We start from the raw sequence: 22427 nt of genomic DNA, 5'->3' as shown, positions 1-22427 counted from the left end.
ACGAACGGGAGTACTACTACTTCTTGCCTTGGTTCTTGACCGCCTCGATGGAGGCCTTGGCGGCCTCCGGGTCGAGGTAGCGGCCGCCGGGCACGGTGGGCTTCATGTCCTCGTCCAGCTCGTAGAACAGCGGGATGCCGGTCGGGATGTTGAGCCCGGAGATGGCCTCGTCGGAGATCCCGTCCAGGTGCTTGACCAGGGCGCGCAGGGAGTTGCCGTGGGCGGTGACGAGCACCGTCCGGCCGGCACTCAGCTCGGGGACGATCCGGTCGTACCAGAACGGCAGCATGCGGAAGACGACGTCCTTCAGGCACTCGGTCCGGGGACGGATCTCGCTAGGCAGGTCGGCGAACTGCGGGTCGTTGTACTGCGACCACTTGTCGTCGGCGGCCAGCACCGGCGGCGGCTGGTCGTACGAGCGGCGCCACAGCATGAACTGGTCCTCGCCGAACTCGTCGCGGATCTCGGTCTTGTTCTTGCCCTGGAGGGCACCGTAGTGGCGTTCGTTGAGGCGCCAGGAGCGCTCCACCGGGATCCAGTGGCGATCGCAGGTGCGCAGGGCGATCTCGGCCGTGTGGATGGCCCGCTTCAGGGTCGAGGTGAACAGCACCTCGGGGAGGAGGCCCTCGGCGGCGAGCAGCTCGCCGCCGCGCTGGGCCTCGGCCTTGCCCTTGTCGTTGATGTCGACATCGACCCAGCCGGTGAAGAGATTCTTGGCGTTCCACTCGCTTTCGCCGTGGCGCAGCAGGATCAGCTTTGCAGTCATGGTGCGAAGCCTAGTGGGCGCCGGTCGGGGCGCCGCCAGCGGCCCCACACTTCCCGGCGGCCCCGGAGCCGGGCATACTCCGGACATGAACGCTCCCGCCACACCCGCCCGTCCGATCGCCGTCGTCACCGGGGCCAGCAGCGGCATCGGTGCCGCCACGGCCCGCACTCTCGCCGCCCAGGGATACGAGGTCATCTGCGCCGCCCGTCGCGAGGAGCGGCTCCGGGAGATCGCCGACGAGATCGGCGGCCACGTCCAGGTGTGCGACGTCACCGATGAAGCCTCGGTACAGGCACTGGCGGCAGCGGCCGGGCCCCGCGTCGAACTGCTGGTCAACAACGCCGGCGGCGCCCTCGGCCTTGCCCCGGTGGAGGACGCCGACCTCGACAATTGGCAGCAGATGTACGACATGAACGTGCTCGGGGCGGCCCGGGTCACCCGGGCGCTCACCCCGGCGCTACTCGCCGCCGAGGGCGGGCGCGGCCAGGTCGTCTTCGTCACATCCGTCGCCGCGGACGGTGGGTACGAGGGCGGCGCCGGCTACTGCGGCGCCAAGGCCGCCGAGCGCGCGATGACCCAAGCGATGCGCCTGGAGATGTACGACCGACCGCTGCGGGTGGTGGAGATCGCGCCGGGCATGGTCCGTACGGACTTCTCGCTGGTGCGGTTCGACGGCGACCAGGAGCGCGCGGACAAGGTCTACCAGGGCGTCGAGGGTGTCCTCACGGCCGAGGACGTCGCCTCCTGCATCGGGTTCGTCGCGTCCCTGCCAGCCCACGTCAACATCGACCGGATGGTGGTCCGGCCCCGCGTCCAGCCCGCGGCGCACAAGATCCTGCGGGCCGAGGAATGAGCGACGGGGGATCGGTCGGAGGCACTGCCTCCGACCGATCCCCCGCTGAGCCGCTCTGGTCCGGCCGTGCCGCTAGTCGGCCAGGGAGATCAGGGCCTGGCCGCCCTGGACGGCGTCGCCGACCTCGACGAGGATCGAGCCGACCGTGCCGTCCGACGGCGCGGTGATCTCGGTCTCCATCTTCATCGCCTCGAGCACCACGAGCACCTGGCCCGCCGTGATCGTCTGGCCCTCCTCGACCATGATCCGCGCGACGGATCCGGCCAGCGGGGCGACGATCGAGTTCGCACTGGCCGCCGGCATCGTCGACGTCACGGGCGCGGTGGGGCGGGGCCGGTGTACGCACCGATCACGCCCAGGTCACCGAGCGAGGGGTGCGACTGCTCGACCTCGACATCGACGTCGTACGGGGTTCCGTTGACTGTCACCTTGAGTCTCATCTTGTTCCTCCTCGTCCTCAGTGCAGCGTGAGCGGGTTCTGGGCGGCCGGACGCGCCTGGGTCTTCCGGTGGTCCTGGACCTCCATGCGGCCCGCGGAGACCCAGCCCGACCCCTCGTGGAACTGGACCTGACGGATCTTGGCCCGATGCCCGAGAACGGCTGCCACGGCGGCCGAGATGACCATCATGGTGTCCTCGTCGACCTTGTGCTCCTCGGCGAAGACATCGGCCATCTGGTCGAAGTCCGTGATCCGCTTCTCCGCCGCGGCGAGCCGAGCGGTGAGCTGTTCGATCTGCCGCTGGAGAGCGGCGATCTCGTTGTCCTGTGCCATCGTCAGCTCCCGATCACGCCGGCCCGAGGCCGTGCTTCTTGTCCGGGCGCAGCTGGCGCTTGGTCCGGAGGATCTCCAGGGCCATCGCCACCTCGCGACGGGTGTCGGCGGGGTCGATGATGTCGTCGACCAGACCGCGGGAGGCGGCCATGTACGGCGTCGCGAACGTCTCGCGATACTCCTCGACGAGCTCAGCCTTCCGCTCGACCGGGTCGGCGGCCTCGGCGATCTCCTTCTTGAAGACGATGTTCGCCGCACCCTCCGCGCCCATCACCGCGATCTCGGCGGTCGGCCACGCGAAGACGCGGTCGGCACCGAGGTCCTTGGAGCACATCGCCAGGTAGGCGCCGCCGTACGCCTTGCGCATCACGACGGTGATCTTCGGGACGGTCGCCGCGGAGTAGGCGTACAGCATCTTCGCGCCGTGGCGGATGATGCCGTTGTGCTCCTGGGCGACACCGGGCAGGAAGCCCGGCACGTCGACGAGGGTGACCAGCGGGATGTTGAACGCGTTGCAGAACCGGACGAACTTCGATCCCTTGTCGGACGAGTTGATGTCCAGCACCCCGGACATCACGCCCGGCTGGTTCGCCACCACACCGATGGAGTAACCGTTGATCCGGGCGAAGCCGACGACGATGTTCTGGGCGTAGCCGGCCTGGACCTCGAGGAAGTCGGCGTGGTCGACGATGCCACGGATGACCTCGCGGACGTCGTAGCCCTTCTTGCCCTCGACCGGGACGATGTCGCGCAGCGCCTCGTTCGGTTCCACCACGTCGTCCGGGTTGACCCGCGGCGGCTCGGAGAGGTTGTTCTGCGGCAGGAAGCTGAGCAGTTTCTTGGCGATCAGCACGGCCTCCTGGTCGTCGTTCGCCACGAAGTGGTTGACCCCGGAGCGGGTCATGTGGGCGTCGGCGCCACCCAGGTCGTCCTGGGAGACCTTCTCGCCGGTCACCTCCGAGATCACGCCCGGCCCGGTGATGAACATGTGGGCCTTGCGGGTCTGGATGATGAAGTCGGTCAGGGCCGGAGAGTAGGCGGCACCACCGGCGCACGGGCCGGCGATGATCGAGATCTGCGGCACCGCACCGGAGAGCCGGACGTTCGAGTAGAACACCTGGCCGTAGCCGGACAGCGAGTCGATGCCCTCCTGGACCCGGGCGCCGCCCGAATCGTTGATGAACACGAAGGGCGTGCCGGTGGAGAGCGATGCCTCCATCATCTCGACGACCTTCTTGGACTGCGTCTCACCGGCGGAGCCACCCATCACGGTGAAGTCCTGGGAGGCGACGTGCACCGGGCGGCCGAGGACGGCACCGGAGCCGGTGACCACGCCGTCGGCAGGAGCCTTGGCGGTGTCCATCCCGAAGGTGGTGGTCCGGTGGGTCCGGAACATCCCGGTCTCCTGGAACGTCCCCGGATCGAGCAGGGCGTCCACGCGCTCCCGCGCGGTCATCTTGCCCTTCTCGCGCTGCTTCTCCAGCCGTGAGGCGCCGCCGCCCAGCTGGGCCTCCTCGCGACGCTGGCTGAGCGTCGCGAGGCGTTCGGCCATGTCGTGGATCTTCTTCGTTTCAGGCATCGTCGTCACCTCAGGCCGGCTCTACGGACACCGAACGGGACTGGCCGTTGATGGTGACCTTGTACTTGATGGGCTCGTGCAGGGCCTTGTCGAGGCCGGCTGCCTTGCGGCGCTCCTCCTCGACCTGCTCGTCGGTCATCCCGACGTTGCGCGGGCCCTGGGACCGCTCGGCGAAGAACTTCGGGGCGACCTGGGGGAACATCGCGTTGGTGAGGATGTCCTCCTCGGTGCCGTTGAAGCCTTCGAGGCTCTTGGCCTGCTCGGCGAGCGCGTCCCACTCGGGCGCCAGCAGGTCCGCCGGACGCTGCGTGATCGGCTCCTTCTTGGTCTGGGCCTTAGCCTTCTCGACGACCTCGGGGTTGCGCTCGGCCGGGCACTCGCCGTAGTAGCCGAGCATCAGGTCGGCGAACTCACCGGTGAGGACGTGGTACTTGCCCATCAGCACGTTGAACACGGCCTGGGTCCCGACGATCTGCGAGGAGGGGGTCACCAGCGGCGGGTAACCGGCGTCCTTGCGGACGTTCGGCACCTCGGCGAGGACGTCGTCCATCCGGTCTCCGGCACCCTGGGCCTTCAGCTGCGACTCCATGTTGGAGAGCATTCCGCCGGGGATCTGCGAGTCGAAGATGTCGGTCTTGACACCGGTCACCGCGGACATGAACTTCTTGTACTTGGGGGCGACCTTGGCGAAGTGGTCGCGGATCGGCTTCAGCCTGGTCCGGTCCACCGTCGTGGTGTACGGGGTGCCGTCGAGCATCTCGATCACGGACTCGGTCGGGTTGTGGCCCGGGCCGAGGGACATCGAGCTGATCGCGGTGTCGACGACGTCGGCACCGGCCTCGATCGCCTTCATCAGGGCGACCTGGGTGACACCGGTGGTGGAGTGGCAGTGCACGTTGATCTGCACGTCCTGGCCGTAGGTGTCCTTGATGCCCTTGACGATGTCGTACGCGGGCTGGGGCTTGAGCAGAGCCGCCATGTCCTTCAGTGCGATCGAGTCGGCACCCATGTCGAGCAGCCGGCCGGCCAGCTTGATGTAGTCCTCGGTGTTGTGGACGGGGCTGACGGTGTAGCAGATCGTGCCCTGGGCGTGCTTGCCGGCCTTCTTCACGGCCTGCATGGGGTGTTCGAGGTTGCGCGGGTCGTTCAGCGCGTCGAAGACACGGAACACGTCCATGCCGTTCTCCGCCGACTTGTCGACGAACCTCTCGACCACTGCGTCCTCGTAGTGGCGGTAGCCCAGCAGATTCTGGCCGCGGAGCAACATCTGCAGGCGGCTGTTGGGCATCAGTGTGCGGAAGGTCCGCAGACGCTCCCATGGGTCCTCGTTCAGGAAGCGGATGCAAGCGTCGTACGTTGCACCGCCCCAGCACTCCACGCTCCAGTAACCGGCAGCGTCGATGTCAGCGCAGGCGTCGACCATGTCTTCCATGGCCATCCGCGTCGCCATCAGGCTCTGGTGCGCGTCGCGAAGGACGAGTTCGGTTATACCAATCTCTCGCGGCTTCATGGCTTCATACTGCCATCGTCGTACGTGCCGGCACAGGGCCCCCTCCCCCTCCGGCGAAACCACGGTCTGCTAGGGAGATCGCCGTCAATCATCGGATCGGGCCCGGGCCTGACGACATCGTACGCCCTGCGTCGTACGACAATGTGTAGTAAAAGTCACACGATCGTTTCAGGTGCGCCGGGTCCCGGGCATCCGGCGGCGGAACTCCTCGACGAAAGCCGCCCGCACCTGCTCGGTGTCGGGCAGGCCGTCGAGGCCGCGCAGCGTCCCGGCCGCGGTCCGCTCGACCACGCTGAGCCAGGCCTCCCCCATCGCGTAGGTGAAGGAGGACGCCACCGCCGCTCCGATCGCCCCGCCGGCCACGGTCCCCGCCCCCGGGATGAGTTTCAGCAGGCTGCTCACCGACGCGCGGCCCGCCTGCGTCGCCACCGTGGTGGAGGCGACCGCCATCAGCGCGGCACGGTCGACCGGGACCTGGTGGAGCTGGGCGATCCGGGCCATCATCCCCAGCTGCAGCGGGACCAGGACAGTGGCGTCGGAGAACGGGATCGGGGTGGCGGCCGTGGCGGCGGCGGTGGCGGCCGCGCCAGCTATCGTCCGGCGCGCCAGAACGGTCTTCCGTCGCCGGTCGACCTGCTGGGCCGCGGTGAGCGCCGCATGGACCGCCTGCGGTGCGCCGCGAAAGGTGGCGTCGAGGAGCGCCGTCAAGCCGTAGGACGACTGACCACTGAACGGGTCCTCCAGTGCGTAGGTGAGGTACGGATGGCCGTCGACGATGGGCAGGCCGAGCCCGGTGATGTGCTGCGCCAGGGCGATCGCGTCGGGATGGAGTTGCCCACCGACGCCGCGGGGCACCTGGGTGAGCACGACGACGACCGGCAGGCCGAGGGCATCGAGCCGACGGACGAACTCGGCTTCGAACGGTTCGAAGCGCCGGTCCATGCCGCGTACGCAGTACCAGACCACGTGGATCTGGTCCTCGAGCGGACCGCGGCGCATCTGCCGGACGTACGCCTCGAGCTCCTTGAGCAGTTGCCGGTCGTCACGGCCGATCTCCAGGCCTCGGGTGTCGAGCAGACCGAGCCGGCCCCGATGGTCGAGGTAGAGGTGGGAGTCGTGGGTCACCGGCTCACCGATGCCGGTGGCCGCCACCGGCTCGCCGAAGATGGCATTGACCAGGGTCGACTTGCCGACCCCGGTCTTGCCGAAGAGGGCCAGGTTGAAGCGCCCGAGCAGGTCGAGCTGGCGCTCGTACTCGGTGCGGAACGCGTCGGTGAACCAGTCGGACATGGCACGAGCCTAGGCGGGATTCACGTCGCGGCGCCCCAGGGAACTACCATCTTTGTGCTCCTGCTCTCACAATCGGAAGTCCTGCTTATGCCCCAGCGTCCTGACCTGCGCAACATCGCCATCGTCGCCCACGTCGACCACGGCAAGACCACTCTCGTCGACGCCATGCTGTGGCAGTCCGGCGCATTCCGCGAAGGTCAGGACGTGAACAACCGCGTCATGGACTCCATGGACCTCGAGCGCGAGAAGGGCATCACCATCCTCGCGAAGAACACGGCGGTGAAGCACGTCATCAACGACGAGCCCGTCACCATCAACATCATCGACACCCCCGGCCACGCCGACTTCGGTGGCGAGGTGGAGCGCGGTCTGGAGATGGTGGACGGCGTGGTGCTGCTCGTCGACGCCTCCGAGGGGCCGCTGCCGCAGACGCGGTTCGTGCTCCGCAAGGCGTTGACCAAGCATCTGCCGCTGATCGTCGTGGTGAACAAGGTCGACCGTCCTGACGCCCGGATCGCCGAGGTCGTCGAGGAGACGTACGACCTGTTCATGGACCTGCTGCCGGAGGACTCCGACGGCGCCGTGCTGGACTTCCCGGTGGTGTACGCGTCGGCGAAGGCCGGCCGGGCCTCGCTGACCCGTCCCGAGGACGGTGGGATGCCCGACCACGAGGACCTCGAGCCGTTGTTCGAGACGATCATGTCGACGATCCCCGCCCCGCAGTACGAGGAGGGCGCCACCCTCCAGGCCCACGTGACCAACCTGGACGCATCCCCCTACCTCGGCCGGCTGGCCCTGTGCCGGATCAAGCAGGGCGAGCTCCGCAAGGGCCAGACCGTGGCCTGGTGCAAGCACGACGGGACGATCGTGAACGTCAAGCTCTCCGAGCTGCTGATGACCGAGGCGCTGGAGCGGGTGCCGGCCGAGTCGGCCGGACCTGGCGACATCGTGGCCATCGCGGGCATCCCCGAGATCACCATCGGTGAGACCCTGTCCGACCCCGAGGACCCCAAGCCGCTGCCGCTGATCACGGTGGACGAGCCGTCGATCTCGATGACGATCGGCATCAACACCTCCCCGCTCTCGGGCCGCTCCGGGAAGAACCTCACCGCGCGGCTGCTGAAGGCGCGCCTGGATCGTGAGTTGATCGGCAACGTGTCGATCCGCGTCAACCCGACCGAGCGTCCCGACACCTGGGAGGTGCAGGGCCGAGGCGAGCTGCAGCTGGCCGTCCTGGTCGAGCAGATGCGCCGTGAATCGTTCGAGCTGACCGTCGGCAAGCCCGAGGTCGTCACCCGCGTCATCGACGGGAAGACGCAGGAACCGACCGAGTTCCTCACCGTCGACGTCCCCGAGGAGTACGTCGGCGCCGTGACCCAGATGCTCGGCACCCGCAAGGGCCAGCTGCGCACGATGACGAACCACGGTTCGGGCTGGGTCCGGATCGAGTACATCGTGCCGTCACGCGGCCTGATCGGCTTCCGCACCGAGTTCCTCACCGAGACCCGCGGCACCGGCCTGATGAACCACGTGTTCGAGGGCTACACGCCCTGGGTGGGCGAGCTGCGGACGCGTCCCAGCGGCTCCATGGTCGCCGACCGCCTCGGGACGGTGTCGTCGTACGCCCTGTTCAACCTCCAGGAGCGCGGGACCCTGTTCATCAAGCCGAGTGACGAGGTCTACGAGGGCATGGTGGTGGGCGAGAACTCGCGCCCCGACGACATGGACGTCAATCCCACCAAGGAGAAGCACGTCACCAACGTCCGCTCCTCCACCGGTGACGAGCTGGAGCGCCTGGTTCCGCCGCGGCTGATGAGCCTGGAGCAGTCGCTGGAGTTCTGCCGCGCCGACGAGTGCCTCGAGGTCACCCCGGACGCCGTCCGGATCCGCAAGACGATCCTCGACCACAGCGAGCGGGTGAAGGCCGCGCGTCGGTCCAAGAGCTGACGCGTTTCCCCCCATCGCTGCCCTCCCGGCATGGGATCCTGAGGGCAGCGTAAGCCGTGCCGCCTCGCGGCACGGCCTGACCATGGGGGATTCCATGTTTCTGTCCACGAGGGACACATCCGCGGGTCCGAGGCGTCGTCGCCTCGGACGCGCGGTGGCTGTGGCTGCCGTCGCCACGCTCCTGGCGGCTCCCTGGGGGAGCGGGCCCGCCGCCGCAGCTCCGGCACCGACACCGACACCGACCGCCTCGGCCACGCCCAAACCGACACCGACACCCACTGCCTCGGCCACGCCCAAGCCCACACCGACACCGACGGCCTCCGCGACGCTGGCGGCACCCGCCCCGGCCCCACTGGCCGTCACGGTGTCACCGGGAGAGGAGGCGATCGCGGCGAAGGCCGCGACGTCGAAGGACGCCATCGGCGCGGCGACCGGTCCGGTCACCTGCGGCCTGGTCGCTGACGGCTGTTCGCAACCGTTCGAACGCGGCACGATCCTGTGGACCAGCGCCACCGGGGCGCACTGGACCCGGGGAGCGATCCGCGACGCCTGGACCCGGACGAGTGCGCAGGACGGCTTCCTCGCCTACCCGACCAGTGACGAGTTCTGCGGCCTGGTCCAGAGCGGCTGCGGCCAGCACTTCCAGGGCGGCGAGGTCTACTGGTCGCCCGGCACGGGGGCCCACTGGACCCGCGGCAGCATCCTCGCGAAGTGGCGCGGCCAGGGCTGGGAGAACGGCTTCCTGGGCTACCCCACCTCGAACGAGTTCTGCGGGCTCGCCGGCGGCGGTTGCGGCCAGCACTTCCAGCACGGCGAGATCTACTGGTCCCCGGCCTCCGGGGCGCACTGGTCCCGCGGCTCCATCGTCGAGTCCTGGCGCGGTCAGGGCTGGGAGAACGGCTCCCTGGGCTATCCCACCTCCGACGAGTTCTGCGGCCTCACCCAGAGCGGCTGCGGCCAGCACTTCCAGCACGGCGAGATCTACTGGACGCCGAACACCGGGGCGCACTGGTCCCGCGGCTCCATCGTCGAGTCCTGGCGCGGCCAGGGCTGGGAGAACGGGCCGCTCGGCTACCCCGTCTCCGACGAGTTCTGCGGCCTGGTCCGCGGCGGGTGCGGCCAGCACTTCCAACGGGGTGAGATCTACTGGTCCCCCGGGACCGGGGCCCACGTGATCCGCGGCGCGATCGTCGAGGCCTGGCGAGCGGCGGGCTGGGAGAACGGCCGGTACGGCTACCCGCTCGGCACGGAGTACTGGTCCGCCGGCAAGCCGACCCAACGCTTCGAGGGCGGCTTCCTCACCTACGGCGTCGACGGGCGGTGCCTGACCGGCCGCACGATGTGTGCCTCGAAGAACGATCGCGCGCTGCGCTGGATGATCAACGGCGAGATCATCAGCACGTACGACGCCAGGTTCGGCTGCTCGACGAGCCCGACGGACAACGGCTCCTTCACGGTCTACTGGAAGAGCTACGACCACACCTCCACGCTGTACAACACCTGGATGCCGCGGGCGATGTTCTACAACGGTGGCGAGGCGGTGCACTACTCCCCTGACTTCGCAGCCCGTGGCTACGCGGGCTGCAGCCACGGCTGCGTCAACCTGCGCGACTGGGAAGGGATCAACTGGCTCTATGGGCAGGTGCAGATCGGTGACAAGGTCGTCGTCTACTACTGACCTACTCGGTCGACCGCAGTGAGCCCGGGAAGGTGCCGGGGACGCCGGCGGTGATCCGGCTCCCGTCGCGGCGGACGCCGATCACCGTCTGCGGCGGCACCGGACCGGGCACCTGCGGGCCCTGATCGGCCAGCGGGACCCGCACGCACGGGGCGTCGTCGCGGACCTCGTAGTCCTCGCCGCGCACGCTGAAGGACTCCGACGTCCCCTCCAGCAGGGTGACGGTGAGGGCGTCGCGGGTGAGCTCGACCCGGATGGCCCCACCCCGTCGGCGGAGCCGGAAGCTGATGGATTCCCAGCGCGTCGGCAACCGCGGGTCGAAGGCGAGGGCGCCGTGGTGGTCCCGCATCCCGGCGAAGCCGGCGGTCAGTGCCATCCACACGCCGCCGAGCGAGGCGACGTGGACCCCGTCGCTGGTGTTCCCGTGCCTGTCGACGAGATCGACGAAGAGCCCACCGTAGAAGTAGCGCAGGGCGAGCTCCTGGTAGCCCACCTCGGCGGCGATGATGGACTGGACGACGCTCGACAGGGTCGAATCGCCTGTGGTGATCGGGTCGTAGTACTCGAAGTCGGCGCGCTTCTGCTCACGGGAGAACTGGTCGCCCTGCAACAACATGGCGAGCACCACGTCGGCCTGCTTGAGCACCTGGAACCGGTAGAGGACCAACGGGTGGTAATGCAGCATCAACGGGAACCGGTCGGGCGGGGTGGCATCGAGGTCCCACACCTCACGGTCGAGGAAGTGCGCATCCTGCGGGTGCACCCCGATGTGCTCGTCGTACGGGATGGCCATGTGCTCCGCGCAGCGCTGCCACTCCTCCACCTCGTCCTCGTGCAGGTCCAGCCGCCGCACCATCCGCTCGTACGCCTCCGGCCAGTCCGCGGCCAGCCTGGCGACGTTCTCCGCGGCCAGCCGCAGGTTGTGCCGGGCCATCACGTTGGTGAAGAGGTTGTCGTTGACGACGGTGGTGTACTCGTCGGGGCCGGTCACCGCGTGGATGTGGAAGGCCGGGGAGACGTTCTCCGTCCAGAAGCCGAGGTCCGCCCACATCCGGGCCGTCTCGACGAGGATGTCGATGCCCTCCCGCAGCAGGAAATCCATGTCGCCGGTGGCCTCGACGTAGCGGCTCAGGGCGTACGCGATGTCGGCATCGATGTGGTACTGGGCGGTGCCGGCGGCGTAGAACGCCGATGCCTCCTCGCCGTTGATCGTCCGCCACGGGAAGAGCGCCCCCCGCGTCGCCATCTCCCCCGCGCGGCGCCGGGCGGCATCCAGCATCAGGTAGCGGAACCGCAGCGCGCTGCGCGCGACCTGCGGCATCGTGTACGTGAGGAACGGCAGCACGTACACCTCCGCGTCCCAGAAGTAGTGCCCGGAGTAACCGGCCCCGGTGACCCCCTTCGCGGGGATGCCGTGCGTCTGGGACAGCGCTGAGGCCTGGGCCAGGGCGAAGAGGTTCCAGCGGACGGCCTGCTGCACTCCGGGCTCGGTCCCCACCACCACGTCGGCGTGCTCCCAGAAATCTTCGTACCAGCTCCGCTGCGCCGCCCGGTACTCCTCGACACCGGTCTCCACCGCCCGGTCGAGTGTGCGCGAGACCCGATCGATCAGCTCGCGCACCGGCACCGAGCGGGAGGTGTGGTAGGCGGCGTACTTGACCAGCCGGATCGGCTTGCCCCGTCCGGCCCAGATCCGGAAGATGACCTTGGCCACGTCCTCGTCGGACATCACCTGGGACTGCCAGACGTTCTCCGTCTCGATCGCGTGGTCGATGCCGACCGTGAGCGTCATCCCCGAGTCCGTCGCCCGATAACCCAGCATGGCCCGCAGGCCCTTGGTCCAGTTCATCTGGGGTACCAGGACGCGACGGGCGGGGCCCTCCGCCCGTCGCGGATCCAGCCCCTGGGCGGCCGAGCGGACGTGGTACTCGTCCTCCCCGTCCTGGCGGTTGAGGATCTGTGACGAGATGACGACCGGGGCATCGGCGTCGAGCAGCGTCACGTCCATCGTCATCACCGCCAGATGACGCGCCGACATGCTCACCATCCGGGTGGTGTCGATCCGGACCCTCTTCCCGGCCGGTGTCCGCCACACCAGGTGCCGGCGCAGGATGCCGTCGCGGAAGTCGAGGCTGCGCTCGTACTCGTCGAGGTCCGCGTCGGGGACGGTGATCGGCTCGTCATCGACGTAGAGCTTGAGCACCTTGGTGTCGGGGGCGTTGATGATGGTCTGCCCGACCCGGGCGAAGCCGTACGCCTCCTCGGCGTGCCGGATCGTCCAGGTCTCATGGAAGCCGTTGATGAAGGTGCCGTGCGCGGCGCTCTCCCGACCCTCCTCCGGGTTGCCACGCATCCCGAGGTAGCCGTTCGCGACGGCGAAGAGGGTCTCGGTGCGGCCGAGGTCGGCCAGCTCCGGTGAGGTCTCGACCAGCCGCCACTCGTCCACCGGGAAGCGGGTCCGGTCCATCGGGTCGAGGGGATCGGGCGGGATGTGGGAATCCTGCGGCGCACGCATCGGTCCTCCTCGCGATCAGGGGCAGGGGACGAGGTCGGCGAGGTCGGTGACCACGAGGTCTGCGCCGGCGGCCAGCAACGCGTCGGCACCGACACCACGGTCCACGCCGACCACAGCGGCGAAACCACCGGCCCGCCCGGCCGCGACCCCACTGACGGCGTCCTCCAGGACCACCGCCCGGTCGCACGCCACGCCGAGGAGGCGGGCGGCGTAGCAGTAGGTGTCCGGGGCCGGCTTGCCGGGCAGATCGTGCTCCGCGGCGACGAGTCCGTCGATGACCGCGTCGAACCTGCCGGTGAGGCCGGCGGTGTCGAGGACGAGCCGCGCATTGCGTGAGGAGGAGACGACCGCCGTCGCGATCCCCTTGGCGGCGAGGTGGTCGAGAAGTCGCACCGAGCCCGGATAACCGGCGATGCCCTGCCGGTGCAGGACCTCGAGAAAGGCCTCGTTCTTCCGGGCGCCCAGCCCGTGGATCGTCCGTGCCCGGGGTGGATCGTCGGGAGAGCCCTCGGGCAGGGTGAGGCCCCGGGCCTCGAGGACGGCCCGCACCCCGTCCAGCCGCTGACGGCCGTCGACGTGGTCGAAGTAGTCCTCGTCGCTCCAGGCGGGTGCACCCGCCTCGGCGAGGACGTCGCGGAACATCTCCGCCCAGGCCCGCCGGTGGATCTCGTCGGTGGGCGTGACCACCCCGTCGAGGTCGAACAGGGCGGCATCGACCGAGCCCCAGTCGAGCGCCGTCACAGTGCCCATGGCGTCACTGTAGGCGCGGCCCACGCCGCGCGGGAAGCTTCTGCGATCAGCCGCGGCCGGGACGTACGTGCAGGCCGGCCTCCGGGTCGACCAGGACCTCCTGGGCCGCCGCGACGTCGCCCACGACCAGGTCGGCGTCGACAGGAGTGGAGCGCTTCACCAGCGCCAGGGCGATCGGGCCCTGCTCGTGGTGGCGGGCGGCTGATCCGACGAACCCGATCGGCCGGTCCGGCGCGTCCCGGAGCGCGACGGGCTCCCCGTGCACCGGCAAGCGGTCCATCGAGCCGTCGAGCTGGAGACGGACCAGACGGCGGGGCGGCCGGCCCAGGTTCCACACCCGCGCCACCGTCTCCTGGCCGGTGTAGCACCCCTTGTCCATGTGGACGGCACCGCCGAGCACCCCGATCTCGTTGGGGATCGTGCGCTCGTCGGTGTCCAGCCCGATCCTGGCGATGCCCGCCGCGATCCGCCGCGCCTCGTACGCCCACAAGCCGGCCCGGTCCGGCCGCTCGGCGAGGTCCTCGAGGGTCGCGCGGGGCAGGAACAGGTCGGTGCCACCCAACGAGTCGTCGGCGGTCCGGGTGACCAGCGGCGCGGGGAAGGCGGCCGGGTCCTCAACGGTCCAGACCACCGCGACGTCGTCCGTACGATCGGTGACCTCCACCCGGCTGAGGAACCGCATCCGGTCGAGGAACTCGACGAGGGCGCCGACCCGTCCCGGTTCGGTGTGGCCCCAGAGGACCTCGCCGTCGTCGACGAGGAACAGGGCGTGCTCGATGTGACCGGTGTGGTCGAGCAGGAGGGCACTGGTGCCCCGATGGGGGCCAGCGCGGTCAGGTGCTGGGTGGTGATGGCGTGCAGCCAGGTCAGCCGGTCCGGCCCGCTGACGGTGAACACCCCGCGGTGCGAGAGGTCCACCCAGCCACGTCCGGCCTCCAGGCCACGCTGCTCACGGATCGGGTCGCCACAGTGCACCACGGCTCCGGCGTCGGCGCCACTCTCGGCGCGTACGAGTCCCATGGCGCCGCCTCAGACCGCGGTGCGCTTGAGCCGGGCCCACATGTAGGGCTGCAATTCGTGCTCGGTGGTGGAGCGGTCGAAGGTCCACAACAGGTCACCGTCGACCTGGCCGTAGAGACGCTGGCCGCCGGTGTAACCCGGGGCCGTCGCCGTGCGCGCGACGGCGTCGGTGACGAGCTCGATCTTCGCGCCTTCGACGGTGCCGTACCAGACCTCGGAGTACCCTCGGGGTGACACATCACGACCTCCATGGACCGATCGGCCTGCGGACGCCAGAAGCCCGTCTCCATCGACCGTGGGGCCACCGGGCGGCCCTCCGCATCGGCGATGAACGTCTGGGAGAGGTAATGCAGATAGTCCCCACCGTTCTCGGTGAACTCGACGACCTGCCCGTACTCGAACTCGCCCTGGCCGGGCCACTGGCCCCTGCCGGTGCCCTCCCAACGACCGATCATCCACGCCAACGGGACGAGCGAGGGATGGAGGTCGGGGCGAATCTCGAACATGTCAGTTCCGTCCTTGTCTGGTGATGGTCAGGCGGACGATCCCGTACAGGGCCAGCAGGCCCACGAGCACGCACACAGCGATCAGGAGTGCGGAGTAGAAGGTCGCCACCGGGCCAGTCTAGGGCGGCGCACCAGCGGGGTAGGGTCGTCGCCGTGCGTGCAGTGGTCCAGCGGGTCGGTCAGGCGTCGGTGACGGTGGAGGGACGGACGGTGGGCGCCGTCGAGGGCCCCGGCCTGCTCGTTCTGCTCGGGGTCACCCATGACGACACGGAGGCGTACGCCCAGCGGCTGGCCGAGCGGATCTGGAACCTGCGGATCATGGACGACGAGCGGTCCTGCGCCGACCTGGGTGCCCCGATCCTGGTCGTCTCGCAGTTCACCCTGTACGCCGACACCCGCAAGGGCCGCCGCCCCGGCTGGAGCGCCGCCGCGCCCCGCCCGGTCAGCGAGCCCTTGGTCGAGGCGTTCGTCGCGGCGCTGCGCGGGCTCGGCGCCACGGTCGAGACAGGGGAGTTCGGCGCGATGATGCAGGTCGCCCTGGTGAACGACGGGCCGGTGACCGTGGTGATGGACCAGCCCCCGCTGGCCCCGACCGGACCCGAACGAGATCGTTGAACGAGGTCGTCGAACGAGAAGGCCTCAGCCGCCGGCGAAGGGCGGTAGCGCCTCCAGTTCCACGGCGCCGGTGAGCGGACGCGTACGATCCTCCACGCCCAGCCGCCGCCCGTCCAGCAGGAACGAGCACAGCCCGATCACGCGGGTGAACTCGGCGTCCCCACCGCGGGCAGTGCCGGCCTGCCGGAGCGCGTCGTCGACCGTCGGGGCATCGAACTCCTCGGCGGCGACGCCGGCCGCCTCCCGGGCGCCGGCCCAGTATCGGATGGTGATCGTGGCCATGGGGACATGCTCGCACGCCGGGCAAGAGATGTTCCGGGCGCGTAACAAGCCTGTTGCGGTGTGATGGCGTCACAGGTCCCGATCCCCGTGATCACGGGGGATCCGAGCGAAAGCGCACCTCCGGATGCGCCCGTCCTGCATCACCGGACCGCCTCGTCGCGGTACTTTTCTCCCGGAGGTGACCACGGTGCAACTACTGCTGATGACGACGCGCGGCGACACGGAGAGCGTGCTCTCCTCCCTCGCCCTGCTGCCGCACCAAGTGGCTCTGGCGCCGCTGGACGCCGCGGTGCTGCTGCATGCCCAACTGCCGGACGTCATCCTGATCGACGCCACCACCGCGCTGACCGCGGCCCGGGCCCTCACCCGCGTCATCGGCACCAGCGGCAAGCACGCGCCGATCCTGCTGGTCACCGGCGAGGGCGGCCTGCCGGCGCTGTCCACCGACTGGGGCTTCGACGACTTCGTGCTGTCCAGTGCGGGCCCCGCCGAGCTCGAGGCGCGGTTGCGGTTGGTGACCTCACCGGTCGGCCGTGACGAGGTGATCTCCGCCGGCAGCGTGACCATCGACGAGGCGAGCTACGCCGCCTCCGTCAACGGCCAACCGCTCGATCTCACCTACACCGAGTTCGAACTGCTGAAGTACCTTCTCCAGCACCCCGGCCGGGTGTTCAGCCGTGAGCAACTGCTCGCCGATGTCTGGGGCTACGACTACTTCGGCGGTACCCGTACGGTCGACGTCCACGTCCGTCGGCTCCGGGCCAAGCTGGGGCCGGAGTACGAGGGCATCATCGGCACCGTCCGCAACGTCGGGTACCGACTGGTCCCCGAGGCCGGGAACTAGTCGCTACGGTGGGCGCCATGCGCTTTGAGCCGGAAGTCCTCGACGAACTCGACGCCACCCAGCGGGCCCAGATCTTGGCCCTGGTGGCCGAGGTCACGGCGGTCGACGGCACCGATCCCCTCAACGAGGCGGCCCGGATGAGCCTCGAGTCCGGCGCCCGCAGCGCTCGCCACATTCTGCTGGTCGGGCCGACCGGTCCCGAGGCGTACGCGAACCTGCAGCACACTGGCGCCGCGGAGACGATCCAGCTCGCCGTGGCGCCCGAGGCCCGGTTCACCGGGCTCGGCACCGCCGTCCTGGCGACGGCACTGGCGATCGTGCCGGACGGCGCGACGGGCGCCGTCTGGTCCTTCGGCGACCTGCCCGCCGCACGCGGCTTCGCCCGGACCAACGGACTGCGACCCGTCCGGGAGTTGCTGGTGATGGAGTCACTGCTGGACACCGTCCCCTCCCTACGCCTCCCGGCCGGTGTGACGATCCGCGGCTTCCGGGCCGACGACGAGGCGGCCGTGCTGGACGTCAACGCCCGCGCGTTCGCCCACCATCCGGAGCAGGGCGCCATGGACACCGCCGACTTCGCGGCACGCCGGGCCGAGCCGTGGTTCCGCGCGGAGGATCTGCTCGTCGCCGAGCGGGACGGGCAGGTCGTCGGCTTCCACTGGACCAAGCGGCACGACAGTGCGCTGTGGGAGGTCTACGTCATCGGGGTCGACCCGGACCTGCACGGCGGCGGCATCGGCAAGGCCCTGCTGCGGGCCGGGATGCGGCACATGGCCGATGAACGAGGCCAGCGGGTGCAGCTGTACGTGGAGGGTGACCAGGAGACCGCGATCGGCCTCTACCGGGCGCACGGGTTCCGCACCACGCACAAGGACGTGTTGTACGCTCCCGCCTGAGCGTCACTCCCTCGAGAACAGGCTTCCCCCGATGACGAGCAGTACGAGCACGAGTCCGGTGCTGGCCGCAGGTGCCGTCGTGCTGCGTCCGTCGCCCACCCAAGCGGGAACGCATGAGGTGCTCGTGGTGCACCGTCCGGGCTACGACGACTGGTCACTGCCCAAGGGCCACGTCGACCCCGGTGAGTCGCTGCCGGTGACGGCCGTCCGGGAGGTCCGGGAGGAGACCGGGTGGGTCGTACGGCTCGGGGCTCGCCTCGACACCAGTGCCTACCCGGTGAACGGACGCCCGAAGGAGGTCCACTGGTGGGTCGCGGTGCCGGTCGCCGACGAGGGCCCGGCCCCGGACCCGGAGACCGACGAGGTGCGCTGGGTGGCGACCGAGGAGGCGGTCTCCCTGCTCACCTTCGAGTCGGACCGCCGGCTCGTGGACCAGGCCATGGAGCGTGGGCGCCTGGTGCCCTTCATCGTCGTCCGCCACGGCAAGGCGCTCGCCCGCGCCAAGTGGAGCCAGGAGGATCGCCGCCGTCCGCTCACCGCACGGGGTCATCGCCAGTCCCTGGCCCTGATCGCCCTGCTCACCGCCTTCGGCGTCCGCGAGGTGGTCAGCTCCCGCGCTGTCCGCTGCATCGACACTCTGGCCCCGTATGCCGGCCTCGCCGGCCTCCAGGTGCGCCCGCTCGCCGCCCTCGACGAGGACGTCGCGGCGAGTGAGCCGGCGGCGGCGACCGCGGCCACCGGTGACCTGGCCGTCCGAGCCGGCACCGCGTCCCTCCCCACCGCGGTCTGTGGACATCGGCCCGTGCTGCCGCTGATGCTGGCTGCGCTGGGACTCGAGGATCGCCTCTTCGGCCCGGCCGACTCCGTGGTCGCGTACGTCTCGGCAGACGGCACGTCCCAACTCGCCCCCGACCACTTCGTCTTCTCCGACGACGCATGAGTGCGGTCACACCATGGTCCGCGCAATGGTGGGGTCACGATGGCGCCAGCTGACCCGGACGGCGCCCTGATCCTTGGACGCGTGACCAAATCGTGACCGGAAGCATGCCCCTGTTCACCGAGTGTTCACCGAAACATGGGCATCGCGTCACCACCCCCACCTAACGTCCCCTCCTGGGACCAGCCTGTGCGGCCCCATGCTCGACCATCATCGTCCCGAAGGGAACCTCGTGAAGATCTCGCGTGTTGGCGCTACCGTCGCTGCTGCCACCGCCCTGGTGCTGGGTCTGTCGGCCTGCTCCAACTCCTCCCAGTCCGGCGCCACTGCCTCCAAGAGCAGCGGCACCCTGACCGGGACGCTCTCCGGCGGCGGCTCGTCCGCGCAGGAGTCCGCGATGACCGCCTGGACCGACGGCTTCAAGGGCGCCCAGCCCGGCGTGGCTGTCCAGTACAACCCGGTCGGCTCTGGCGCGGGCCGCACCGGCTTCCTCAACGGCCAGTACATGTTCGCCGGCTCCGACGCCGCCCTCAAGGCGGACGAGTGGGAGAAGTCGAAGTCGATCTGTGGCACCGACGGCGCCATCAACATCCCGGTGTACATCTCCCCGATCGCGGTTGCGTACAACCTGCCGTCGGTCAAGGAGAACATCAAGATGGACGCCGACACCATCGCCAAGGTCTTCGCCGGCAAGATCACCACCTGGAACGACCCGGCCATCGCCGACCAGAACTCGGGTGTCACCCTGCCGAGCACGAAGATCACCGTCGTGCACCGCGCCGATGACTCCGGCACCACCCAGAACTTCACCGACTACCTGAACCAGGCCGCCCCGAGCACCTGGTCCGACAAGGCCGCCCAGACCTGGCCGGCCAAGTACACCGGCCAGGAGTCGGCCCAGCAGACCACCGGTGTGGTCTCGCTGACCCAGTCCACCGAGGGTGCCATCACCTACGCCGACGCTTCCGCCGTCGGTTCGCTGGGCACCGTCGCCGTCAAGGTCGGCGACAACTACGTGAAGTACAGCCCGGAGGCTTCCGCCAAGACCGTCGCCGCGGCGAAGAAGGTCGGCGGCGAGGCCCCCGGCGACATGGCCGTGAAGATCGACCGCACCTCCAAGGACTCCTCGACCTACCCGGTCGTCCTGCTGTCCTACCAGGTGTTCTGCACCACCTACAAGGACAAGGCCACCGCCGACGTCGCCAAGGCGTTCGGCACCTACGTGGTCTCGGCCGACGGGCAGAAGGCCGCTCACGACGCCGCCGGCTCGGCTCCGCTGGATCCGGCCACCCAGAAGGAGGCGGCGGCCGCGATCGCCGCGATCAAGAGCGCCTGAGATCGTGCCCCACGATCCAGCGTTCCGGTGACATCCGGACAGCCGCCGGGAGCCTTCGGGCCCCCGGCGGCTGTCCGGCGTTCCATCGCCTGACCTCACCCCGCCGTGACGAAGCATTTCGGGCACGGCAGACTGGGGACGATCGGTCCCCCTCACCCCCAAGAGCTCTCACACCCCGTAAGGAGGAATACATGTCCGAGACCACTGTGACTCCACCCGGCTCCCCCAGCGACCTGGAGCGAGGCGGTGCCGCGGGGCGTGCGAGTGACAAGATCTTCGGCGGCCTCACCCTGGCCGCCGGGGTCCTCATCTTCGTCGTGCTGGCCCTCGTCACCCTCTACCTGGTCCTGGAGTCGCTGCCGGCCATGACGGCCGCACCGTCCCAGATCTCGGTGGGCACGTCGTTCTGGGCCTATGTCGGCCCGCTCGTCGTGGGCACCCTGATCGCCGCCCTGATCGCCCTACTGGTGGCCACCCCGGTCGCCGTCGGGGTGGCCCTTTTCATCTCGCACTACGCACCGGCCCGGTTCTCCAAGGGCGTCGGGTACGTGGTCGACCTGCTGGCCGCCATCCCGTCGGTCGTGTACGGCGCCTGGGGTTTCACCGTGTTCGGGCCCGCGCTCGTCCCCGGCTACCACTGGCTCAACAAGTACCTCGGCTTCATCCCCGTCTTCGGCACCCCGTCCACCACCGGGCGGACGTTGTTGACGGCGGCCCTGGTGCTCGCGGTGATGATCCTGCCGATCATCACCTCGCAGTGCCGGGAGATCTTCATCCAGACTCCCAGCCTCCACCAGGAGGCCGCTCTGGCCCTCGGCGCGACGAAGTGGGACATGATCCGGGCCGCGGTCTTCCCGTTCGCCCGTAACGGCATCGTGTCGGCGATCATGCTGGGTCTGGGGCGGGCACTGGGCGAGACGATGGCCGTGACGCTGGTGCTGTCCCGCGGCGGCCTCACCCCCAATCTGATCGGGGTCGGTAACAACACCATCCCGGCCGAGATCGCCCTGAACTTCCCGGAGGCCTTCGGGATGCGCCAGAGCGAGCTGATCGCGGCGGGCCTGGTGCTGTTCATCATCACCCTGGTCGTGAACATGATGGCCCGCTGGATCGTGAGCCGCTACGCAGAGTTCTCGGGAGCCAACTGATGTCCACCCTCACCCGGACCCCGGACCAGCGTCCCCAGCGCTCGGCCGGCCCCGTCAACGCCCTGACCGCGGGCCAGCTCCCCCGCTGGGCACGGCCGGCCGCCCTGACCGCCGCCGTCGTCATCGGAGCCGTCGTCGCGCTCGCCTCCGGCTGGGGGTGGGCCGCCTTCGCCGTCGTCACCGCGGTGCTGTTCCTGGTCGGCCACACGAGCTGGGCCTACGTCGTCGAGGGGCGCCGGCATGCTCAGGACAGCCTGTGGAGCGGCCTGGTCTGGGTCGCCTTCCTGCTTGCCGTCATCCCCCTGGTCTCCATCATCTGGACGGTCGTGTCGGTCGGCGCCCCGACGCTCGTCCACCCGGGCTTCCTCACCCAGGACATGTCCTCGGTCACCGGCCTCGCTGATCGCGCCACCGTGCAGCGCGGTGCGCCGCTCAGCGGCGGCATCGGGCACGCGCTGATCGGCTCGCTGCTGATCACCGTCGCGGCCACCGTGATCTCGGTCCCGATCGGCCTGCTCACCTCCATCTGGCTGGTCGAGTACAGCCGCGGCAACTGGTTCACCCGGATGATCACGTTCCTCGTCGACGTGATGACCGGCATCCCCTCGATCGTCGCCGGTCTCTTCGCCGCCGGCATCATGCTGACGATCTTCAACTGGGTGCTCGGAGGTGTGTCGGGCGGCAAGCAGATCATGGGCATCACCGCCGCCATCGCCCTGTCGGTGCTGATGATCCCGGTCGTCGTCCGGTCCACCGAGGAGATGCTGCGGGTGGTGCCGAACGAACTGCGGGAAGCCTCCTACGCCCTCGGCATCCGCAAGTGGCGCACCATCTTCAAGGTGGTCATCCCGACGGCCATCTCGGGCATCGCCTCCGGTGTCACGCTGGCCATCGCCCGGGTGGTCGGGGAGACCGCGCCGATCCTGGTCACGGCGGGAGTCGCCACCCAGGTGAACTGGAACCTCTTCCACGGCTGGATGATGTCCCTGCCGGTCTTCATCTACCGGCAACTGATGAACCCGACCGCACCGGCGGCCGCGCAGCCCTCCACCGACCGGGCCTGGGGCGCGGCCCTGGTGCTGATCGTCGTGGTGATGGGCCTCAACCTCGTCGCCCGCCTCGTCGCGCGCCGATTCGCGCCCAAGACCTCGGGCCGCTGAGCTCGCCGACACAAAAGGAAAGT

The 22427-nt window shown here is 69.5% G+C and carries 20 protein-coding genes and 2 pseudogenes; 10 read left to right on the top strand and 12 right to left on the bottom strand.

The genetic code is table 11. The annotated features are described in order from the left end of the window. Positions 1-16: 16 nt before the first annotated feature. Positions 17-766, bottom strand: coding sequence for a phosphoglyceromutase (locus Rai3103_RS10185; RefSeq protein ID WP_153572513.1), 750 nt, complete (start codon positions 764-766; stop codon positions 17-19). 85 nt (positions 767-851) lie between these two features. Between Rai3103_RS10185 and Rai3103_RS10180 the strand changes: the two genes are divergently transcribed. Then, a complete protein-coding gene (locus Rai3103_RS10180; protein ID WP_153572512.1) occupies positions 852-1619 on the top strand; it encodes an SDR family NAD(P)-dependent oxidoreductase in 768 nt (255 codons plus the stop codon). Positions 1620-1691: 72 nt separating this feature from the next. On the opposite strand, the pseudogene Rai3103_RS10175 reads toward Rai3103_RS10180, so the two are convergent. From Rai3103_RS10175 to Rai3103_RS10155, 6 genes and pseudogenes are all read right to left on the bottom strand, one after another. After that, positions 1692-1895 (bottom strand): annotated as a pseudogene (locus Rai3103_RS10175) (biotin/lipoyl-containing protein); the annotation flags it as partial. 35 nt (positions 1896-1930) lie between these two features. Next, positions 1931-2059: a hypothetical protein gene (locus Rai3103_RS18535; protein ID WP_277872966.1), complete on the bottom strand. Its 129-nt coding sequence runs from the start codon at positions 2057-2059 to the stop codon at positions 1931-1933. A gap of 17 nt (positions 2060-2076) precedes the next feature. Further along, on the bottom strand, positions 2077-2391 hold the full coding sequence (locus tag Rai3103_RS10170) for a hypothetical protein (protein ID WP_153572511.1): 315 nt from the start codon (positions 2389-2391) through the stop codon (positions 2077-2079). A 13-nt stretch (positions 2392-2404) separates the two neighbouring features. Next, entirely contained in the window at positions 2405-3970 is a 1566-nt protein-coding gene (locus tag Rai3103_RS10165; RefSeq protein ID WP_153572510.1) for an acyl-CoA carboxylase subunit beta, read from the bottom strand. Positions 3971-3980: 10 nt separating this feature from the next. Continuing rightward, on the bottom strand, positions 3981-5480 hold the full coding sequence (locus tag Rai3103_RS10160; RefSeq protein WP_153572509.1) for a methylmalonyl-CoA carboxytransferase subunit 5S: 1500 nt from the start codon (positions 5478-5480) through the stop codon (positions 3981-3983). A 168-nt stretch (positions 5481-5648) separates the two neighbouring features. Next, positions 5649-6770, bottom strand: coding sequence for a GTPase family protein (locus tag Rai3103_RS10155; RefSeq protein ID WP_153572508.1), 1122 nt, complete (start codon positions 6768-6770; stop codon positions 5649-5651). Positions 6771-6857: 87 nt separating this feature from the next. On the opposite strand from Rai3103_RS10155, the gene typA reads away from it, so the two are divergent. Beyond that, positions 6858-8717, top strand: coding sequence for a translational GTPase TypA (gene typA, locus Rai3103_RS10150; RefSeq protein ID WP_153572507.1), 1860 nt, complete (start codon positions 6858-6860; stop codon positions 8715-8717). Positions 8718-8871: 154 nt separating this feature from the next. Continuing rightward, complete coding sequence (locus tag Rai3103_RS10145; RefSeq protein WP_153572506.1) at positions 8872-10395, top strand: L,D-transpeptidase family protein; 1524 nt, start codon at positions 8872-8874, stop codon at positions 10393-10395. A 1-nt stretch (position 10396) separates the two neighbouring features. Here the strand turns inward: Rai3103_RS10145 and Rai3103_RS10140 are convergent, their stop codons facing one another. The 4 genes and pseudogenes from Rai3103_RS10140 to Rai3103_RS10125 form a co-directional block, all read right to left on the bottom strand. After that, on the bottom strand, positions 10397-12910 hold the full coding sequence (locus Rai3103_RS10140; RefSeq protein WP_153572505.1) for a glycoside hydrolase family 65 protein: 2514 nt from the start codon (positions 12908-12910) through the stop codon (positions 10397-10399). 15 nt (positions 12911-12925) lie between these two features. Beyond that, entirely contained in the window at positions 12926-13660 is a 735-nt protein-coding gene (locus Rai3103_RS10135; protein ID WP_153572504.1) for a beta-phosphoglucomutase family hydrolase, read from the bottom strand. 46 nt (positions 13661-13706) lie between these two features. Continuing rightward, positions 13707-14342 carry a CAF17-like 4Fe-4S cluster assembly/insertion protein YgfZ gene (gene ygfZ / locus Rai3103_RS10130; protein WP_338420014.1) on the bottom strand — a complete coding sequence of 212 codons (636 nt, stop codon included), beginning with the start codon at positions 14340-14342 and terminating at the stop codon, positions 13707-13709. A 347-nt stretch (positions 14343-14689) separates the two neighbouring features. Further along, positions 14690-15186, bottom strand: a pseudogene (locus tag Rai3103_RS10125) (heme-binding beta-barrel domain-containing protein). Between the two features lie 153 nt (positions 15187-15339). On the opposite strand from Rai3103_RS10125, the gene dtd reads away from it, so the two are divergent. Next, entirely contained in the window at positions 15340-15801 is a 462-nt protein-coding gene (gene dtd / locus Rai3103_RS10120) for a D-aminoacyl-tRNA deacylase (protein ID WP_153572503.1), read from the top strand. A 24-nt stretch (positions 15802-15825) separates the two neighbouring features. On the opposite strand, the gene Rai3103_RS10115 is transcribed toward dtd, so the two are convergent. Next, a complete protein-coding gene (locus tag Rai3103_RS10115; RefSeq protein WP_153572502.1) occupies positions 15826-16083 on the bottom strand; it encodes a MoaD/ThiS family protein in 258 nt (85 codons plus the stop codon). Between the two features lie 187 nt (positions 16084-16270). On the opposite strand from Rai3103_RS10115, the gene Rai3103_RS10110 reads away from it, so the two are divergent. The 6 genes from Rai3103_RS10110 to pstA all read left to right on the top strand — a co-directional run bounded on the left by Rai3103_RS10110 (position 16271) and on the right by pstA (position 22404). Continuing rightward, on the top strand, positions 16271-16927 hold the full coding sequence (locus tag Rai3103_RS10110; protein ID WP_338420013.1) for a response regulator transcription factor: 657 nt from the start codon (positions 16271-16273) through the stop codon (positions 16925-16927). Between the two features lie 17 nt (positions 16928-16944). Then, on the top strand, positions 16945-17823 hold the full coding sequence (gene mshD, locus Rai3103_RS10105; RefSeq protein ID WP_153572500.1) for a mycothiol synthase: 879 nt from the start codon (positions 16945-16947) through the stop codon (positions 17821-17823). A gap of 31 nt (positions 17824-17854) precedes the next feature. Continuing rightward, complete coding sequence (locus Rai3103_RS10100; RefSeq protein ID WP_194793090.1) at positions 17855-18763, top strand: NUDIX hydrolase; 909 nt, start codon at positions 17855-17857, stop codon at positions 18761-18763. Between the two features lie 229 nt (positions 18764-18992). Then, positions 18993-20096 carry a phosphate ABC transporter substrate-binding protein PstS gene (gene pstS / locus Rai3103_RS10095; protein WP_228488837.1) on the top strand — a complete coding sequence of 368 codons (1104 nt, stop codon included), beginning with the start codon at positions 18993-18995 and terminating at the stop codon, positions 20094-20096. 191 nt (positions 20097-20287) lie between these two features. Further along, positions 20288-21244 carry a phosphate ABC transporter permease subunit PstC gene (pstC, locus tag Rai3103_RS10090; protein ID WP_153572497.1) on the top strand — a complete coding sequence of 319 codons (957 nt, stop codon included), beginning with the start codon at positions 20288-20290 and terminating at the stop codon, positions 21242-21244. Next, positions 21244-22404 (top strand): phosphate ABC transporter permease PstA, encoded by a 1161-nt coding sequence (gene pstA, locus Rai3103_RS10085; RefSeq protein WP_153572496.1) that lies wholly within the window; start codon positions 21244-21246, stop codon positions 22402-22404. The genes pstC and pstA overlap by 1 nt, the downstream gene beginning before the upstream one ends. Positions 22405-22427 lie beyond the last annotated feature (23 nt).

Origin of the sequence: Raineyella fluvialis (assembly GCF_009646095.1) — a bacterium.
GTDB classification, from domain to species: Bacteria; Actinomycetota; Actinomycetes; order Propionibacteriales; family Propionibacteriaceae; genus Raineyella; species Raineyella fluvialis.
This window is presented reverse-complemented; position numbering and strand designations above follow the sequence as displayed.

Excerpts from the sequence above, each read along its gene's own strand:
- ygfZ (WP_338420014.1), bottom strand. The coding sequence starts at position 14,342 with ATGCGGTTCCTCAGCCGGGTGGAGGTCACCGATCGTACGGACGACGTC.
- Rai3103_RS10160 (WP_153572509.1), bottom strand. The coding sequence starts at position 5,480 with ATGAAGCCGCGAGAGATTGGTATAACCGAACTCGTCCTTCGCGACGCG.
- Rai3103_RS10135 (WP_153572504.1), bottom strand. The coding sequence starts at position 13,660 with ATGGGCACTGTGACGGCGCTCGACTGGGGCTCGGTCGATGCCGCCCTG.
- pstC (WP_153572497.1), top strand. The coding sequence starts at position 20,288 with ATGTCCGAGACCACTGTGACTCCACCCGGCTCCCCCAGCGACCTGGAG.
- mshD (WP_153572500.1), top strand. The coding sequence starts at position 16,945 with ATGCGCTTTGAGCCGGAAGTCCTCGACGAACTCGACGCCACCCAGCGG.
- Rai3103_RS10185 (WP_153572513.1), bottom strand. The coding sequence starts at position 766 with ATGACTGCAAAGCTGATCCTGCTGCGCCACGGCGAAAGCGAGTGGAAC.
- pstA (WP_153572496.1), top strand. The coding sequence starts at position 21,244 with ATGTCCACCCTCACCCGGACCCCGGACCAGCGTCCCCAGCGCTCGGCC.
- Rai3103_RS18535 (WP_277872966.1), bottom strand. The coding sequence starts at position 2,059 with ATGAGACTCAAGGTGACAGTCAACGGAACCCCGTACGACGTCGATGTC.
- Rai3103_RS10180 (WP_153572512.1), top strand. The coding sequence starts at position 852 with ATGAACGCTCCCGCCACACCCGCCCGTCCGATCGCCGTCGTCACCGGG.
- Rai3103_RS10155 (WP_153572508.1), bottom strand. The coding sequence starts at position 6,770 with ATGTCCGACTGGTTCACCGACGCGTTCCGCACCGAGTACGAGCGCCAG.
- Rai3103_RS10115 (WP_153572502.1), bottom strand. The coding sequence starts at position 16,083 with ATGGCCACGATCACCATCCGATACTGGGCCGGCGCCCGGGAGGCGGCC.
- typA (WP_153572507.1), top strand. The coding sequence starts at position 6,858 with ATGCCCCAGCGTCCTGACCTGCGCAACATCGCCATCGTCGCCCACGTC.
- Rai3103_RS10140 (WP_153572505.1), bottom strand. The coding sequence starts at position 12,910 with ATGCGTGCGCCGCAGGATTCCCACATCCCGCCCGATCCCCTCGACCCG.
- Rai3103_RS10165 (WP_153572510.1), bottom strand. The coding sequence starts at position 3,970 with ATGCCTGAAACGAAGAAGATCCACGACATGGCCGAACGCCTCGCGACG.
- Rai3103_RS10170 (WP_153572511.1), bottom strand. The coding sequence starts at position 2,391 with ATGGCACAGGACAACGAGATCGCCGCTCTCCAGCGGCAGATCGAACAG.
- Rai3103_RS10100 (WP_194793090.1), top strand. The coding sequence starts at position 17,855 with ATGACGAGCAGTACGAGCACGAGTCCGGTGCTGGCCGCAGGTGCCGTC.